Source organism: Parabacteroides vesiculifaciens (genome assembly GCF_049860805.1).
Classification (GTDB): Bacteria; Bacteroidota; Bacteroidia; order Bacteroidales; family Tannerellaceae; genus Parabacteroides.
The window spans coordinates 4,978,520-4,993,193 of record NZ_CP187555.1 but is presented as its reverse complement, the minus strand read 5'-3'; the positions used below and the strand labels follow the sequence as shown (position 1 = coordinate 4,993,193).

Sequence of the window (14,674 nt, the reverse complement as noted above, 5' to 3'; positions counted from 1 at the left end):
CATCCGCTTTGCGTAATCTCTGTCGGGACAAGTAGCCCGTTACATTGCGTTTCATTAAAAATTATAACTAAAAAGCTATAAAACAATGGATTTAATTAAAGTTGTAGAAGAAGCGTTTGCTACGAAGAAGGAATTTCCTGCATTCAAGAGTGGTGACACTATTACAGTAGCTTACCGTATCAAAGAAGGTAACAAAGAACGTATCCAGCAGTACAGAGGTGTCGTAATCCGCATCTCCGGTCATGGCGACAAAAAACGCTTCACAGTGCGTAAGATGTCTGAGAACGTAGGTGTAGAACGTATTTTCCCGATCGAATCTCCGTTCATCGAAAGCATCACTGTAAACAAATTCGGTAAAGTACGTCGTGCTAAATTGTATTACCTGCGCGCTCTTACCGGTAAGAAAGCAAGAATCAAAGAAAGAAGAGTGTAATCTCTGTGGTTCTATTGCCATACAAAAAAGCCGTCCGATTTATTTCGGACGGCTTTTTTGTTTGATGCGCATCGGTTTATGATTTCGTCTGCATCGGTTCCTAATCCAATGCAGACGAAATCCCAAGTTCATAGGCAGCTCAACCGGCTACACCTAAAAGTATTTATAAAATGTAAAGAACAGGAACAAACCTCCGGCAGGCGTTGTTTGTCTGAAAACTCAAAAATAATGATCCTATGAATTACGGCATTAGCGTTCTGTTCAGGGCAATTCCTTTACTCATGGCCCTGTTTTGCTTCGGTTACGGCTGGTTTGTCACCTCTTATGGGACAGATCCGAACCGGTATGTGGCGGGACCGGTGGTCTTCTCGCTGGGTATGATATGTATCGCTCTCTTCTCGACGGCCGCCACCATCATCCGGCAGATCATCGGGACGTTCGGGCAAGTCAGCAAATACGTGCTGCCGGGAATCGGCTATCTCTCGGCTGCATTGGCCGTCATCGGCGGGGTACATATCCTGCATGCTTCGACAGACGCGGCTTCGTTCGTCGCCGGACACGTAGTATGCGGCGTCGGGTTTATCACCGCCTGCGTAGCGACGACTGCCACTTCTTCCACCCGTTTCACCATGATCACAGTGAACGCCAGGAAAAACGACCACGATGTGCCGCCTAAGGCTTTCACCCGCACACAAGGGCTGATGCTGATCGCCATTGCCGTTATCCTTTCGCTGACAACCTGGGTATGGGCGTTCGTCCTATTAGCTAAAAGCGGCTTACATCCGAAATATTTCGTCGCCGGACATGTGATGATCGGGCTTGCCTGCATCTGTACCAGCCTGATCACGCTGGTTGCAACCATTGCCCGCCAGATACGGAACATCTTCTCGCCCACCGAACGCAAGATATGGCCGGTGCTGGTTCTGATCATGGGCAGCCTATGTATTATCTGGGGATTGATCCTGATATTGGGCACAGCCAATATGTCGCTCGGATCGACAGGCTATATCATGATCGGCTTGGGATTGGTCTGCTACAGTATCTCAAGCAAGGTGATCCTGCTCTCGAAGATCTGGCGGCATGAGTTCAAACTCTCCAACCGCATTCCGCTGATTCCGATCTTCACCGCGTTGACTTGCTTATTCCTGTCGGCGTTCCTGTTCGAGATGGGTTCCGTCCACGGGTACTATTTCGTCCCGGCGCGTGTACTGGCGGGACTGGGAGGTATTTGTTTCACACTCTTCTCCATTGTCAGCATTCTGGAGAGCGGTACTTCTTCGCATTAAAACAGGCCGGAGTTTAGCAGAAAGGCCTTTATTTTTTATCTTTTTCTCTTGGTGGCGAACAGTTGTCCGCCACCAAGAGAAAAACCGTCCGCCGCCAAGCGAACAACGAATGGATTGTAAAGAAAGTACTAATGCGATAAGAAGAAAGAGCTAACGGATCCAAGCAAATCTTATAATTTGACCTTATAGAAGAGTTCGCTCAATGTGTAGGTGACAGTGAAACCTGTTATCCCCCGTTTCAGCATTTTGCCGTCCAGGTTGACACGGTCGTAGTAGAAAGCCGTATGGAGCCGCCCGTTCATCAACGGGAAGCCCAAGCCGGCACTGACACGCCATGATAAGCCGGATTGCCCTCTCACCTGCATATAGTAGGGTGAAGACAGGCCCAAACCCATCTTATAATCCATCCGTTTCCAAATGCTCGAAGAGCCGTAACCATCCGGAAAATAACAAAGCCCGGCACGCAGCACGTGCGAATCGTGAAACGTGACGCGGCTGTCCGACGAGGTGAGCGAACTATACTGGCGAAACATATAGTCGAGCGCATACGTCATCCGTTTATATTCCACCGAAACACCGCCTCCGACGTATTGCGGCAAGGTCTGGCTGACACGCTTCATATTGGTGGAATTGCTGCTCGAGTTTTCTACCAGCGTCTTTGTCTTCTCCATCCGTATCGTCTGCGGAAGGCCGTAGACCGCACCCAGCGTCAGGTTCAGTTCACGCCCCAGGCGGCGGGAATACTGCGCACCGAAGTCAACCAGGAAAGCCTGCCCGAACAGCTTCTGCGAAACAGACATCGTGCTCTGCGTCTCCGACTGCGTCATATTGCCGAAGAGGTAGTTCAGGTTAACGCCGACCGACAAGGAGGGTGATATCCGGAAAGCATTCGAGAGATAGACTTTCGACAATCCCCCGTCGCCGGAAAAGGTGCTCGTATAATAAGAGCCGGGAGAACCTTCCAGCTCCTGTGTGCTCTGGAAATAATAACCGACCGAACTATAGGGCGTCAACCCCGCCGCCATATACCAGCGAGGCATGATGCGGCCTGCCAGCGCAAAACGTGAGAAGTTGCCCGTAAAGGCTTGGTTATTGTCCCCCTTCGACTGGTAAGACTCCCATTTGGCAAAGGCCGAAGCTTCGGCAAACAGACGGCAACTATCGAGGCCAGCCAACCCGGCCGGATTATCCGTATTGACAAACATCTTCCCGCGCATACCGATCGATACGCCTCCCATAGCCGTATTGGAACCGGACAGGCCGGTCATAATCTCTCCCACCCCGAACATGGAATAGGGCGAGGAGGTCATCACATTCTGGCCCGTCACAGGCAGGGAAAACAACAGGCAAAGCAACCATCCGTATTTAGTAGCTTTCATATATTTTATAAGTTAGTTGTAAGACAATGGGTGACTTCCCCTGCTGATCGCTGAAAGTAAGGTTGCGGAACGTCTGTGTATAATCGTCTTCGTTGAAAACAAGCCTCAGGCTGTGCTTATACATCCCGAAAGCGCCCAACTCTTCTTGCAGGAAGGTGCTGATGTCGAAATAGTAATAGGTGTTCTCTCGGAAACTCTCATCCTTGACCAGCGTCCCGCTCTGCACCTCGGAGCCCAGATAATCGGTAACGGCATCCGTCACCACATTGTTCTCGTCGATAATATAAAGGTAGATACTGTCCGGCAACGCATTAAACTCCGACCAGGAGCCGACCTCCGGGTAGATCTTCAGATAGCCCGACTCGATGGAAACTCGTTCGCCCTGTTGCAAGATCTCGTTCAGATGCGGGAAACCAAGAAGGCTGTACCAGCCGATCCCGCCGAACAGTACGCCCCGGTTGTTCAATTCGCCGGAAGACACCTCGATCTTTTTCGACGGAAGCCCCTCCATATCGGTCCCCGCCCGGTCATGGTCGACATGATAGAACTGCTTTTCCGTATTGGGGCTGATCACACACTCCGCCTCTTCGGCTATCGCGTCTTCTATACGATAGTAGAGGATCATGGCGGAAGCCGTATCGCCAACACTGAACGACACGACGTTCCGGCAAACGTCGGGGTCGGGAACCACGACAAGGCCTTTAAAATAGTCCTCGAACCGTTCGCTCGACACCTGGTCGTTCCGGCTGTGCAGGCGTGTGAGCATATCCTCGCCCAGTTCGTCCGGCAAGCGGATCTCCAGCCGTTCCGTGTTGCCCGGTTTAGGGCGGAACGTACAGGTGGCGACCGGCTCCGGGTCATAGCCAAAGGAAGAGTTGTTGTACAGGTAGCCGTTGTCGTTCAGGAATATCTTTTCCTGCAGGCGATGGATGGAAAGGCGCATCTCCTGCAGGGTGTCGCCGAGCGAGTAGCCGCCATAGGACAGGGCAAGGACCAGGGAGTCCAGCTTCACCACCTCGTCCGCATCCGTCGTGTAGGAAGGGACCGAATAAGGGATATAAGCACTGGCGGAAACAGTTCCCCATACCGGATGGGTGTATTTGCCGACTAAGGCGAGCCCCTGCCCGGTTGTTTCCAACGAATCGATAACGGTCGAAGCCACCGTCACCGTGCAACTGTCGACCGTTATATTACGAAAAGCACTGTCGACCAATGTATTCCCGTAACTATTGCTCTCATCATAACAGGAAAAGAGAGAACCACACAGCAGGAACAGCCAAAAAGGAATCAGAATCTTGTTCATACATATTATATATTTCGGCTTGCAAAGAACTTCAATCCCGTCTTGTCCTGCAAGAATAACCTGTCAACGCCCCTTTTCTCTCTATCAATGGCCCTTGCAGCCCTGCCAACGTCTTCCGGAAGGCGAAAACAGCATTCACCTCTTCCTTACGCCCGTTCACAGGACAAAGCAGCCTGTTCACCGATTTAATTTGCGGAAAAAAGGAAAGCCCCGTTCTTTTGCACCAGAAAACAATAAAAGAACACGTTTAAGAATGACACACAAAAGATTATTTACGCTCTTAATAGCACTATTTCCCATCCTTGCCACTTCCTGTAGCGACGATGACGACGAAGACCTGATCGGCAACTGGGTACGCGTATCCGATTTCGACGGACTTGCCCGCAGCGAAGCCTCCTGCTTCTCGATCGGTAATAAAGGATATCTGGTCTGCGGATATGACGGAAGTAAGAGCGATGCACGTTTGAGCGATTTATGGGAATACGATATGACCACAGACGCATGGACGCAGAAAGCCAGTTTCCCCGGTACGGCACGCAACAGCGCAACCGCTTTTGCTATCGACGGAAAAGGGTATATGGGAACCGGCTACGACGGGCTAAACTATTTAAGCGATTTTTGGGAATACGATCCGACCTCGAACACTTGGAGCCAGAAAGCCGACTTCCCGGGTTCGGCGCGTTACGATGCAGTCGCGTTCGGAGTTTCCGGGAAAGGTTATATCGGTGCCGGATATAACGGTAATTTCCTGAAAGATTTCTACTCCTACAATCCGGCAAGCAACACCTGGACACAGATCGTCAGCATCGGTGGAAGCAAACGCCAGGGAGCTACCAGTTTCGTGATAGACAACATCGCGTATGTTTGCTGCGGAGTAAACAATGGGGATTATATCGATGATTTCTGGAAATACGATCCGTCGACAGGCCAATGGACACAATTGCGTGACATTGCCAACACTTCGGACGACGATTATGACGATGATTACAGTATTGTACGCAAGTACGCCAATGCCTTCGTTATCGACGGCTCGGCCTACCTGACCTGCGGGGAAAGCGGGAGTGTCCGCAGCGACACCTGGAAATACTATCCTTCCACCGACCTCTGGGAGCAGGTGCACGACTTCAAAGGGTCGTCACGTACACTGGCAGTCTCTTTCTCCAACGGGACAAGGGGCTATATAGCAACGGGCAAAAGCGGTACCTACCGGTTCGACGACATCTGGGAACTGCATCCTTACGATTATGATCCTGATGACGATTGATGATGAACGTGATGATGAGAAAAGGTAGGATGGCCCTCGGCAACCTGATTATATCGCTGCCGTTGTTACTGATTCTTTTTTGTTTCCGTACCTGGGAAATGGGGTCCCGGGACGAGGTGCAACCGGAGTTGCAAACGTTTCAATTGGGGGATGGCTGGGGATACAAAGTGCTGATGAACCGGAAAGTGTTGATTTACCAGTCCACCATTCCCGCAATTGATTCGGTCCGTTCCTTCCCCACCGAAGCCAGTGCACGCCGTATCGGCACCCTGGTTGTGGAAAGAATTAAGAGAAACCAAAGCTTCACGATAACCACAGATGATATTATACATTCACTCTCTGATTAAGTAAAGATTTTTTTGACACATGAAAGGAAAGGTTGGCCAGTGATGGTCGGCCTTTTTTAAACTTACTCCACAGCATCCTTGTTATTCTCTATATTTAAACAACCGAGCAAATGAACACAAGGAAATTAGTAGGATTATTTTTACTCCTCCCGCTACTGGCAGCCTGTACGGGTAACAAACAGTCCGGTGCAACGGCAGATACGGAAACTTTCACCAAAGATACGATCCCGACCGGCCCGAATATCTTTTACTTCAACGGCGACTTCACCTATTATGCCGACGCCGCCACACTGAAAGACTGCATCACCGGCGCCGTCCTCCCCGTTGCCATGAAGGGAGAATACCTCAAAGTGGAAAAGAAGTACCAGGAGATGAAGCCGAAAGAGATGGAGGCCATCAACTGCGGTGTCATGGGTTACCTCGTGCCGAAAGAGGCGGACGAAGAAGGTCCGGATATGCAGCTCCTGATCACGGGGCTGGTGGGATTCGACCGGACTGTCTCCTGCAATCCGAAGAACGTTATAACGGATGCGGTCTACGCCACTTTCCATCCGGACGAAAAAGAGGCCCAGACAAAGACCTCCCTCACCTTCGATAACGATTACACATTCCAGTGCATAACCTATCAATTGTCGCCTTCCAAATTCGTCAGTGACTACAAGGGACATTGGTATCGTACGGCTGAAGACAACATCGTGCTCTTAGTTAACGGCGAGGTTCTGTATGAAGGGACAATCGATTACAGCAATATGAACCTCATCCTGCAGAACGACAACGAAAAAGAGGTGATCTTCAGGAAAGGAATCTGAATCACAAAAAAAGGAGACTGCCCGACGGACAGCCTCCTTTCACTTACATCTAAATCATTAACGGGATTTTTACTTCTTGTAAGTCTTATATCCATAAACAGCCAGATCGCCCAACTCTTCTTCGATGCGGAGCAACTGGTTGTATTTTGCCATACGGTCCGAACGGCTGAGTGAACCGGTCTTGATCTGTCCGCTGTTGGTAGCAACGGCGATGTCGGCGATCGTAGCGTCTTCGGTCTCACCGGAGCGGTGCGAAGTAACGGAGGTATAGCCGTTACGGTGTGCCATTTCAATAGCATCCAGTGTTTCAGACAACGTACCGATCTGGTTCACCTTGATCAGGATAGAGTTGGCACAACCTTCCTCGATACCTTTCTTGAGGAATTCAACGTTCGTCACGAACAGGTCGTCACCTACCAACTGGCATTTGCTTCCCAACGCATCGGTCAGCAGTTTCCAGCCGGCCCAGTCGTTTTCGTCCATACCGTCCTCAATCGAGTCGATCGGGTATTTGGCAACCAGCTCGGACAGGTAAGCCACCTGTTGTTCGGCGGTACGCTTGGCGCCCTTGTCGCCTTCAAACTTCGTATAATCGTATACGCCATCGTGATAGAATTCGGAAGAAGCGCAGTCCATAGCGATCGTCACGTCCTTGCCCGGCTCGTATCCGGCAGCTTTGATGGCAGCCATGATGGAGTTCAGGGCGTCTTCCGTCCCGTCCAATGCAGGGGCGAAACCGCCTTCGTCACCGACAGCCGTGCTCAGGCCGCGATCGTGCAACACCTTCTTCAAGGCATGGAACACCTCGGCGCCCATACGCAGACCTTCGCGGAAGCAGCAAGCGCCAACCGGACGGATCATAAATTCCTGGAAAGCGATCGGGGCATCGGAATGCGAACCGCCATTGATAATATTCATCATCGGGACAGGTAACACATACGCATTCGTTCCGCCGATATAACGGTAAAGGGGCTGGTCCAGATAGTTCGCGGCCGCTTTGGCAACTGCCAGGGAAACACCCAACATGGCGTTAGCGCCTAAATTGGACTTTGTCTTCGTTCCGTCGAGTTCAATCAGTTTATGGTCGATCTCACGCTGGTTCAGGGCACTCATACCCAGGATAGCGGGAGCAATTACCTTATTTACATTTTCGACAGCTTTCAAAACGCCTTTGCCACCATAGCGTTTTTTGTCGCCATCACGAAGTTCGATTGCTTCGTTTTCACCGGTAGAAGCGCCGGAAGGGACAGCTGCACGGCCAAAAGCGCCGGAAGCCAAATGTACATCTACTTCAACAGTCGGGTTACCACGTGAATCGAGGATTTCTCGTCCTACTACTTTTACAATTTCCATACTTCTAATATTTGAGTTTTATCTTTCGTACAAATATAACAAAAGAGGACGGCGCTTTGTTGGGTAAAGAAGATCGAATTTGTCTATCACGCCATTTACACAATTGACAATTGGATAGCTATTCCCGCCATTTGCATTCAGAATAATACGTTAAAAAATATTACCCGCTAGTGTAATTTCTTTTACACGCCCTACTAATCCCGATTACATGCTATCCCGGTTACATTTTGATAATAGGGTTTTAGAAAGCCCAAAACATTTTTATCCGTTTTTTTTCTTAAAATTCCTCAACTTTTTCCCGACCACATTGTTACTTTTATACGATAGAACTTCCAAATAAGCCATGATGAAAAAGGTATTATCCATATTATCGCTTCTTCTACTGTTTATCATAGGACAGGAAATCATGGCTGCGACAGACAAATCCGTTACGGACAAAAGACAAACAGTCGTTACGTCAAACGAAAAAGCCCTCTCCCTGCAACATAAGATAAAAGACTTCGAACTAAGCCAAAGCCCCAATGCAGCTCCCTGTCTGAGCAACCGTGTACAACTATCCACGGAGATAGGCGAACGATTCCTGAAAACGGCTTCCCGCCAGTTCGAACTGTCCTTGCAAAAGGAACAAGACGCCCTCAACAAGATATCAGAAATAGTATTAGTCACTCACTCTTTAAAATGCTCTTCCCTTCGTATACGGGCAGGCCATTGGGTCTACGTTTTACGGAAAATAATTATTTGATAGTCCAGACTGTCGGTTTTAGTAGCTGAGAGTAATCGTCTCCCCTCTTGAGGAGGGGACTAAAGGGTGCGTATTTTCGAATGCGCAGACAATATCGCATCCTCCGCCTCATCCAAGAGGGGAATGGTTGGAAACAGCCGCTAAACAGCCACTTGCATATCCGCTTTATCACAACAGTCTCATTTACTATCAAATAATTCAAGAATATGGAAACTAAAAAGGCAAATAATAAAAAAACATACAACGGTATTTCCGCAGCCATCGTGATCCTGGCTTGCTTCATCATCGCCGTTTGTTTTTATCAATTCGTTCTGGGCAATCCGGCAAACTTCATGGATAACAATCCCGCCAACCATCCGCTGCCAGGCAATTACTTCGGTACGGTCTATAAAGGCGGTTACATCGTCCCGGTGGTAATCACCTTGTTCCTCACCGTCGTCACCCTGAGTATCGAACGCATGATCGCGATAGGCCGCTCCAAAGGGAGAAAAAATTTAGTCAAGTTCGTGCAGACGATCAAGAAAGATCTGGAAGAAGGCAACCTCGATGCCGCCCATAAACTGTGCAGCGAGCAAAAAGGTTCCGTCGCGAATGTCGTCAACGCGGCCCTGTCACGCTACAGCGACGTGGAGAGTTCGTCCGGACAGACCAAAGAACAAAAGATATTGATCATCCAGAAAGAGATCGAAGAGAGCACCGCCCTCGAACTTCCTTCGATGGAGCAGAACCTTCCGGTTATCGCCACGATCTCCACGCTGGGAACCCTGTTCGGGCTGTTGGGGACGGTATTAGGCATGATCCGCTCGTTCGCCGCCTTAGCCAATGCCGGAGCACCTGACTCCGTAGCCCTGTCCACCGGTATTTCCGAAGCCTTGGTCAATACCGCATTAGGTATCGCTACCGGTGCGCTGGCCATCATCTCATACAACTACTTCACCAGTAAAATAGATAATATCACCTACGCTATTGATGAAATCGGTTTCTCCATCGTACAGACGTTTGCCGCTAAACATTAAAGTCCTATGCCTAAGCTGATAGTAAAACGCAAAAGTACATTCATCGACATGACGGCGATGAGTGATGTCACCGTGTTGCTGCTTACTTTCTTCATGCTGACGTCCACCTTTATCCAGAAAGAACCGGTGGTGGTTGCCACCCCTTCGTCCGTCTCCGAGATCAAGATACCGGAAACGAACATTCTTTCCATCCTGGTGGACCCCGACGGGAAAGTATTCATGAGCCTGGACAAGCAGGAAGACAAGGCGAACGTCCTGAAATTGCTGGGAAAAGATTTCGGCATCAATTTCACTGACAAAGAAGTGTACGACTTCAGCCTGCAACCTTCCTTCGGTGTCCCCATCCAGAATATGCAGGAGTTCCTCAGCATGCCGTCCGGCGAACAGGACCGGCTGATGAAGGACTACGGCATTCCCGCCGACAGTACCGACAACCAGTTCAAACGTTGGGTGCAGCATGCGCGGGAAGTGAACCGTGACCTCGTCATCGCCATCAAGGCGGATCAGGACACTCCTTATCCGAAGATTAAAAACATCATGAACACATTGCAGGACCTTCGAGAGAACCGGTATAATTTGATTACCTCGCTCAAAAAGATGCCTGACAATGTCTAACAACGACTAAAGTCATGGCAGAAGTAAATACAGACAAAAGCAAAGACGACGGCAAGAAAGGCAAACAGAAAAAGATGACCGTCCGCGTGGACTTTACGCCTATGGTGGACATGAATATGTTGCTGATCACCTTTTTCATGCTCTGTACCTCGCTCAGCAAGCCGCAGACAATGGAGATCAGTATGCCGTCGAAAGACCAGGTAACAGAAGCGGAGCAGACAAAGGTCAAAGCCTCCAAAGCCATCACCCTGCTACTTGGCGAAGACGATAAGATATACTACTATTTCGGTGAACCGGACTACGAGCACGTCGAGTCGCTGCAACAAACCGACTACTCACCCGCCGGTCTGCGCGACATCTTGCTGGAACGCAATTTCGACGTCGTCCGCCGGATGAAGGAACTCAAGCTGAAGAAACTCAACAAAGAGATTTCCGAAGACGACTTCAAGAAGCAGGCCACCGAGATAAAAGGTTCCAAAGAGGCCCCTGTCGTCCTGATAAAGGCTACCGACGACGCTTCGTACCGGAACCTGGTAGACGCTCTGGACGAAATGCAAATATGCAATATCGGCAAATACGCAATCGTGGATATCACGGATGGAGATAAATTTTTGATCGACAACCTGAAGAGCGGCGGCGAGCTGACCAAGCAGATTGCCCGCTCCAACCCTAAAAAATGATGGTTATGCTAAAGAATATAAACCTGAATTCACCGGAATGGTGCGAGTTGGTCTTCACCGGGAAGAATAAGGAGTACGGTGCCTACGAACTGCGCAAGACCTCTTCCTCCCGCCATATCCGCGCCCTGCTGATCGTAGTGGCCGGAGCGATCCTGGTCATGGTATTGCCGGCCATCATCAAGTCGGTCGTACCGCAACACGCAAAGGAGCAGGTGTTGGAAGTAACCGCCCTCTCCGACCTGAAGATGGAAACGAAAGTGCCGGAGGAAAACGTCGTGCGCAACATCGAAGCCCCTCCCCCTCCCAAACTGAAGAGCACCATCAAGTTTACCCCTCCCGTCATCAAAGCCGACAAAGAGGTGAACGATAATGAAGAGATCAAGACACAGGAAGAACTGACGACTTCGAAGATGGCAATCTCGGTTGCCGACGTACAAGGTACGGACAGTGAAGACGCGATCGACATCGCCGATCTGAAGGACAACAAGGAGGTTATCCAGGAAGAGACGAAACCATACACAGCCGTCGAGCAGATGCCGGAATACCCCGGTGGCACGACAGAACTGCTGAAGTACATCGCCGGACACCTGAAATATCCGGTCATTGCAGCCGAACAAGGCATACAGGGAATTGTCACGATCCGCTTCGTGGTCAGTCCCAGCGGCGAAGTGACGGATATACAAATCCTCCGCAAGCTGGACCCGACGTGCGACAAGGAGGCTGTGCGGGTAATCAAATCACTTCCCAAATGGATGCCGGGCAAGCAGAACGGCAGAGCCGTCCCTGTCTACTTCACGGTTCCGGTACGGTTTAAACTACAATGATCATGATGGTAAAGTATATAAATATGAGGATTGTCCGGGGTATATTCATGATAGCGATATCCCTCGGCATGTCCTTTCTGTTGAAAATGAAACGGAACATTATCATATCTCTCTTGGCAGCCGCGTTTTTAGTAGCCTGCAACTCTAATAAACGTACGGAACCCGACGATACTCCCACAAGCGGCGTGATAGCGATTGCGGTAGATGAATCGCTTGCCCCGATCATACAGGAGGAGATCACCGTATTCGAAAGCATCTACAAAGAGACAGGCATCGTTCCCAGGTTTTCCGGCGAGACGGAAACGATCAACCGGCTGTTGCACGACAGCACTTGGCTGGCCGTAACCACCCGCCCACTGACGGAAGAGGAAACAGCTTACATGAACCGGAAAAAGCTGTTTCCACAAGCTGTCAAGGTCGCGACCGATGCGATCGCATTGATCATCAACCGGCAGAACGAAGACTCGTTGATCGGAATGCCCGTATTGAAGGACATCCTGACCGGCAAGATACGCAACTGGAACGAACTGTCGCCCCGTAACCCGGCTATGCCCATCGAAGTAGTGTTCGACAATCCCAACTCGAGCACGGTACGCTATGCGATCGACACGATCTGCGGCGGTGAGAAGCTAAGCGGACATCTGCAATCGGAACAGAGCAACCGGTCCGTACTCGATTATGTCTCGAAAACACCGGGTGCACTCGGCATCATCGGAGTCAACTGGGTTAGCAACCCGGTCGATTCTACAAGCATGGGCTTTATCGATAATATCCGCGTGATGGCTGTCAGCCGTTACCGGGAGGCGACTTCCGCAAACAGCTTCAAGCCCTACCAGGCTTATATCGCTTTAGGCGATTATCCGATGGCACGGCCTGTCTACCTGCTCCTTTCCGAACCCCGGATGGGACTGGCTTCCGGTTTCACCTCTTTTGTGGCAAGTGACCGCGGACAACGGATCATCCTCAAATCGGGGTTGCTTCCGGCTACACAGCCGCTACGTATCGTAAACATCAAATAAACATTATAATCGTATGACACGCAATATCTATATCCTCATCATCAGCCTGCTGGCAACCATCGCTTATGCGGGCAATAATCCCGGCATTGATTTTTACAAGGCCGGTGAACCTGACATCGCCAAAAAGCTATTCCTCGAACAGCTGAACAGTTCCCCTGCCGAAAAAGCGGTAGCTCTCTACTATTTAGGCGAGATCGCTTTCGATGCCGGACAACCGGCAGAGGCCCTCAATTATTATAAACAGGGGTGGGAGACCAATCCCGAATACGCCTTCAATAAAGTTGGCGAAGGGAAAATCCTGTTGAAAACAGACCGACCGGCCGCCGGAAAAGCATTCAACACAGCTATCAAAGTCAACAAGAAAAATGCAGATATCTATGTTGCCATCGCCTCCGCCTACTCAGCTAACGGTATGGAACCAGAGGCCGCAGCCGCTCTTGAAAACGCCCGTAAACTGAGCCCGAACGCTCCAGCCATCTTCCTCTACGAAGGCGACCGCCTGTTAGCACAAAACAAGCCGGGCGAGGCCGCCGGCAAATACGAACAGGCTATCTATTTCGATCCGGACTGCCGGATCGCGTACATCCGATATGCCGAGGTCTATCAGGCAGTAACTCCTTCCCTCTCCGTCGAGATGTTGCAAAAGGTTTTAGCGAACCACCCAGAGTTCCTGCTCGCCCAGCGCACGTTGGGAAATGTCTATTCCTTGCAGGGCGCCTATGCCAAAGCGATCGACGCCTACGACAAGTATATGGCAGGTGGATTGTACTCTGCCGACAACCTGGTTCATTATGCCTCCGCCCTGTTCTTCGACAAACAGTACGACAAAGCGGCCGAAGTGCTTGCTAAAGGCAAGGCTATAGACCCGGACAATTTCCTGTTGAAACGTCTCAGTTTCTACAACGCCTGCGAAACCGGCAAGTACCAGGAAGGATTGGACGAGGCGACCACATTCTTCTTAGTCCCGGACGGCAAATTTATCTGGCAGGATTATCTGTATTACGGCCGTTTGCTGAACGAAGCCAAGCGGTATGACCAATCTTTAGCCGCCTTGCAACAGGCGCAAGCGCTTAGCGGCAACAATGCACATCCCGAAATATACAAGGATATCGCCAATGCCAGTCTGAATAACGGAGACGACAATGCGGCGATAGAGGCTTATACAAAGTATATCGAACAGGCGGGCGAAGCGGCAGAGGCTTCGGATTTCTACCAGTTAGGAAAGTATTACTACGAGGCTGCCGTCAAGGATAGTACGCTTGCAGCCGGCTACCTGGCAAAAGCCGACAGCATCTTCGCCATTGTGAAGGAGCGCGTGCCGTCAAGTCACTTAGGCGTCCTGTGGCAGGCTCGTACCCATTCGCTATTGGACCCGGAAACGGAGAAAGGGCTGGCTAAACCGTACTACAAGGCATGTATCCCGATGCTTGAAAAGAATCAGGATAAATACCGGAAGGAACTGGCCGAATGTTACCGCTACCTGGGCTACTATTATTACCTCAAGCAGGACATGGACAGTTCAAAACTGTACTGGAACAAAATCCTCGACATCGCCCCCGCCGACAAGACGGCTTTAGAAGCACTGAAAAACATCAAATAAACCT

Annotated in this window: 15 protein-coding genes; 12 read left to right on the top strand and 3 right to left on the bottom strand. The window is 50.3% G+C overall.

Going from position 1 to position 14,674, the window contains the following annotated elements:
* Positions 1 to 85: 85 nt before the first annotated feature.
* Both rplS and ACPYIV_RS20030 read left to right on the top strand, forming a co-directional pair.
* Positions 86 to 433 (top strand): 50S ribosomal protein L19, encoded by a 348-nt coding sequence (rplS, locus tag ACPYIV_RS20035; protein ID WP_293732729.1) that lies wholly within the window; start codon positions 86 to 88, stop codon positions 431 to 433.
* 236 nt (positions 434 to 669) lie between these two features.
* Positions 670 to 1,719, top strand: a complete 1,050-nt coding sequence (locus tag ACPYIV_RS20030) for a DUF2776 domain-containing protein (protein ID WP_293739517.1) — start codon at positions 670 to 672, stop codon at positions 1,717 to 1,719.
* Between the two features lie 170 nt (positions 1,720 to 1,889).
* On the opposite strand, the gene ACPYIV_RS20025 is transcribed toward ACPYIV_RS20030, so the two are convergent.
* On the bottom strand, positions 1,890 to 3,098 hold the full coding sequence (locus tag ACPYIV_RS20025; RefSeq protein WP_425884786.1) for a hypothetical protein: 1,209 nt from the start codon (positions 3,096 to 3,098) through the stop codon (positions 1,890 to 1,892).
* The gene (locus ACPYIV_RS20020; protein ID WP_301704870.1) at positions 3,085 to 4,401 is read right to left on the bottom strand and encodes a DUF4270 family protein; all 1,317 of its coding nucleotides are present in this window, start codon (positions 4,399 to 4,401) and stop codon (positions 3,085 to 3,087) included. Before ACPYIV_RS20020 ends, ACPYIV_RS20025 begins: the two co-directional genes overlap by 14 nt.
* 253 nt (positions 4,402 to 4,654) lie before the next feature.
* On the opposite strand from ACPYIV_RS20020, the gene ACPYIV_RS20015 reads away from it, so the two are divergent.
* The 3 genes from ACPYIV_RS20015 to ACPYIV_RS20005 all read left to right on the top strand — a co-directional run bounded on the left by ACPYIV_RS20015 (position 4,655) and on the right by ACPYIV_RS20005 (position 6,821).
* Positions 4,655 to 5,665: a Kelch repeat-containing protein gene (locus ACPYIV_RS20015; protein ID WP_293732723.1), complete on the top strand. Its 1,011-nt coding sequence runs from the start codon at positions 4,655 to 4,657 to the stop codon at positions 5,663 to 5,665.
* A gap of 11 nt (positions 5,666 to 5,676) precedes the next feature.
* The gene (locus tag ACPYIV_RS20010; protein ID WP_425884784.1) at positions 5,677 to 6,012 is read left to right on the top strand and encodes a DUF4907 domain-containing protein; all 336 of its coding nucleotides are present in this window, start codon (positions 5,677 to 5,679) and stop codon (positions 6,010 to 6,012) included.
* A 110-nt stretch (positions 6,013 to 6,122) separates the two neighbouring features.
* A complete protein-coding gene (locus ACPYIV_RS20005; RefSeq protein WP_293732721.1) occupies positions 6,123 to 6,821 on the top strand; it encodes a hypothetical protein in 699 nt (232 codons plus the stop codon).
* 69 nt (positions 6,822 to 6,890) lie between these two features.
* Here the strand turns inward: ACPYIV_RS20005 and eno are convergent, their stop codons facing one another.
* Complete coding sequence (gene eno / locus ACPYIV_RS20000; protein ID WP_293739522.1) at positions 6,891 to 8,174, bottom strand: phosphopyruvate hydratase; 1,284 nt, start codon at positions 8,172 to 8,174, stop codon at positions 6,891 to 6,893.
* A 346-nt stretch (positions 8,175 to 8,520) separates the two neighbouring features.
* Here eno and ACPYIV_RS19995 point away from each other — a divergent pair, with 346 nt between their 5' ends.
* The 7 genes from ACPYIV_RS19995 (at position 8,521) to ACPYIV_RS19965 (ending at position 14,670) form a co-directional block, all read left to right on the top strand.
* The gene (locus ACPYIV_RS19995; RefSeq protein WP_293739523.1) at positions 8,521 to 8,916 is read left to right on the top strand and encodes a hypothetical protein; all 396 of its coding nucleotides are present in this window, start codon (positions 8,521 to 8,523) and stop codon (positions 8,914 to 8,916) included.
* A gap of 206 nt (positions 8,917 to 9,122) precedes the next feature.
* Positions 9,123 to 9,932 carry a MotA/TolQ/ExbB proton channel family protein gene (locus tag ACPYIV_RS19990; protein ID WP_425884781.1) on the top strand — a complete coding sequence of 270 codons (810 nt, stop codon included), beginning with the start codon at positions 9,123 to 9,125 and terminating at the stop codon, positions 9,930 to 9,932.
* A 6-nt stretch (positions 9,933 to 9,938) separates the two neighbouring features.
* Complete coding sequence (locus ACPYIV_RS19985) at positions 9,939 to 10,547, top strand: ExbD/TolR family protein (protein WP_293732717.1); 609 nt, start codon at positions 9,939 to 9,941, stop codon at positions 10,545 to 10,547.
* Between the two features lie 14 nt (positions 10,548 to 10,561).
* On the top strand, positions 10,562 to 11,227 hold the full coding sequence (locus tag ACPYIV_RS19980; protein ID WP_293732716.1) for an ExbD/TolR family protein: 666 nt from the start codon (positions 10,562 to 10,564) through the stop codon (positions 11,225 to 11,227).
* Positions 11,227 to 12,051 (top strand): energy transducer TonB, encoded by an 825-nt coding sequence (locus ACPYIV_RS19975; RefSeq protein ID WP_293739552.1) that lies wholly within the window; start codon positions 11,227 to 11,229, stop codon positions 12,049 to 12,051. Before ACPYIV_RS19980 ends, ACPYIV_RS19975 begins: the two co-directional genes overlap by 1 nt.
* An 86-nt stretch (positions 12,052 to 12,137) precedes the next feature.
* Complete coding sequence (locus ACPYIV_RS19970; protein ID WP_425886537.1) at positions 12,138 to 13,070, top strand: PstS family phosphate ABC transporter substrate-binding protein; 933 nt, start codon at positions 12,138 to 12,140, stop codon at positions 13,068 to 13,070.
* Positions 13,071 to 13,083: 13 nt separating this feature from the next.
* Entirely contained in the window at positions 13,084 to 14,670 is a 1,587-nt protein-coding gene (locus ACPYIV_RS19965; RefSeq protein WP_425884778.1) for a tetratricopeptide repeat protein, read from the top strand.
* Positions 14,671 to 14,674 lie beyond the last annotated feature (4 nt).

Bases quoted from the DNA above. Each gene is read 5' to 3' on its own strand.
- ACPYIV_RS20030 (WP_293739517.1), top strand. From the start codon at position 670: ATGAATTACGGCATTAGCGTTCTGTTCAGGGCAATTCCTTTACTCATG.
- ACPYIV_RS20020 (WP_301704870.1), bottom strand. From the start codon at position 4,401: ATGAACAAGATTCTGATTCCTTTTTGGCTGTTCCTGCTGTGTGGTTCT.
- eno (WP_293739522.1), bottom strand. From the start codon at position 8,174: ATGGAAATTGTAAAAGTAGTAGGACGAGAAATCCTCGATTCACGTGGT.
- ACPYIV_RS19990 (WP_425884781.1), top strand. From the start codon at position 9,123: ATGGAAACTAAAAAGGCAAATAATAAAAAAACATACAACGGTATTTCC.
- rplS (WP_293732729.1), top strand. From the start codon at position 86: ATGGATTTAATTAAAGTTGTAGAAGAAGCGTTTGCTACGAAGAAGGAA.
- ACPYIV_RS20005 (WP_293732721.1), top strand. From the start codon at position 6,123: ATGAACACAAGGAAATTAGTAGGATTATTTTTACTCCTCCCGCTACTG.
- ACPYIV_RS19975 (WP_293739552.1), top strand. From the start codon at position 11,227: ATGGTTATGCTAAAGAATATAAACCTGAATTCACCGGAATGGTGCGAG.
- ACPYIV_RS19985 (WP_293732717.1), top strand. From the start codon at position 9,939: ATGCCTAAGCTGATAGTAAAACGCAAAAGTACATTCATCGACATGACG.
- ACPYIV_RS19970 (WP_425886537.1), top strand. From the start codon at position 12,138: ATGAAACGGAACATTATCATATCTCTCTTGGCAGCCGCGTTTTTAGTA.
- ACPYIV_RS19965 (WP_425884778.1), top strand. From the start codon at position 13,084: ATGACACGCAATATCTATATCCTCATCATCAGCCTGCTGGCAACCATC.
- ACPYIV_RS20015 (WP_293732723.1), top strand. From the start codon at position 4,655: ATGACACACAAAAGATTATTTACGCTCTTAATAGCACTATTTCCCATC.
- ACPYIV_RS19995 (WP_293739523.1), top strand. From the start codon at position 8,521: ATGAAAAAGGTATTATCCATATTATCGCTTCTTCTACTGTTTATCATA.
- ACPYIV_RS19980 (WP_293732716.1), top strand. From the start codon at position 10,562: ATGGCAGAAGTAAATACAGACAAAAGCAAAGACGACGGCAAGAAAGGC.
- ACPYIV_RS20010 (WP_425884784.1), top strand. From the start codon at position 5,677: ATGATGAGAAAAGGTAGGATGGCCCTCGGCAACCTGATTATATCGCTG.
- ACPYIV_RS20025 (WP_425884786.1), bottom strand. From the start codon at position 3,098: ATGAAAGCTACTAAATACGGATGGTTGCTTTGCCTGTTGTTTTCCCTG.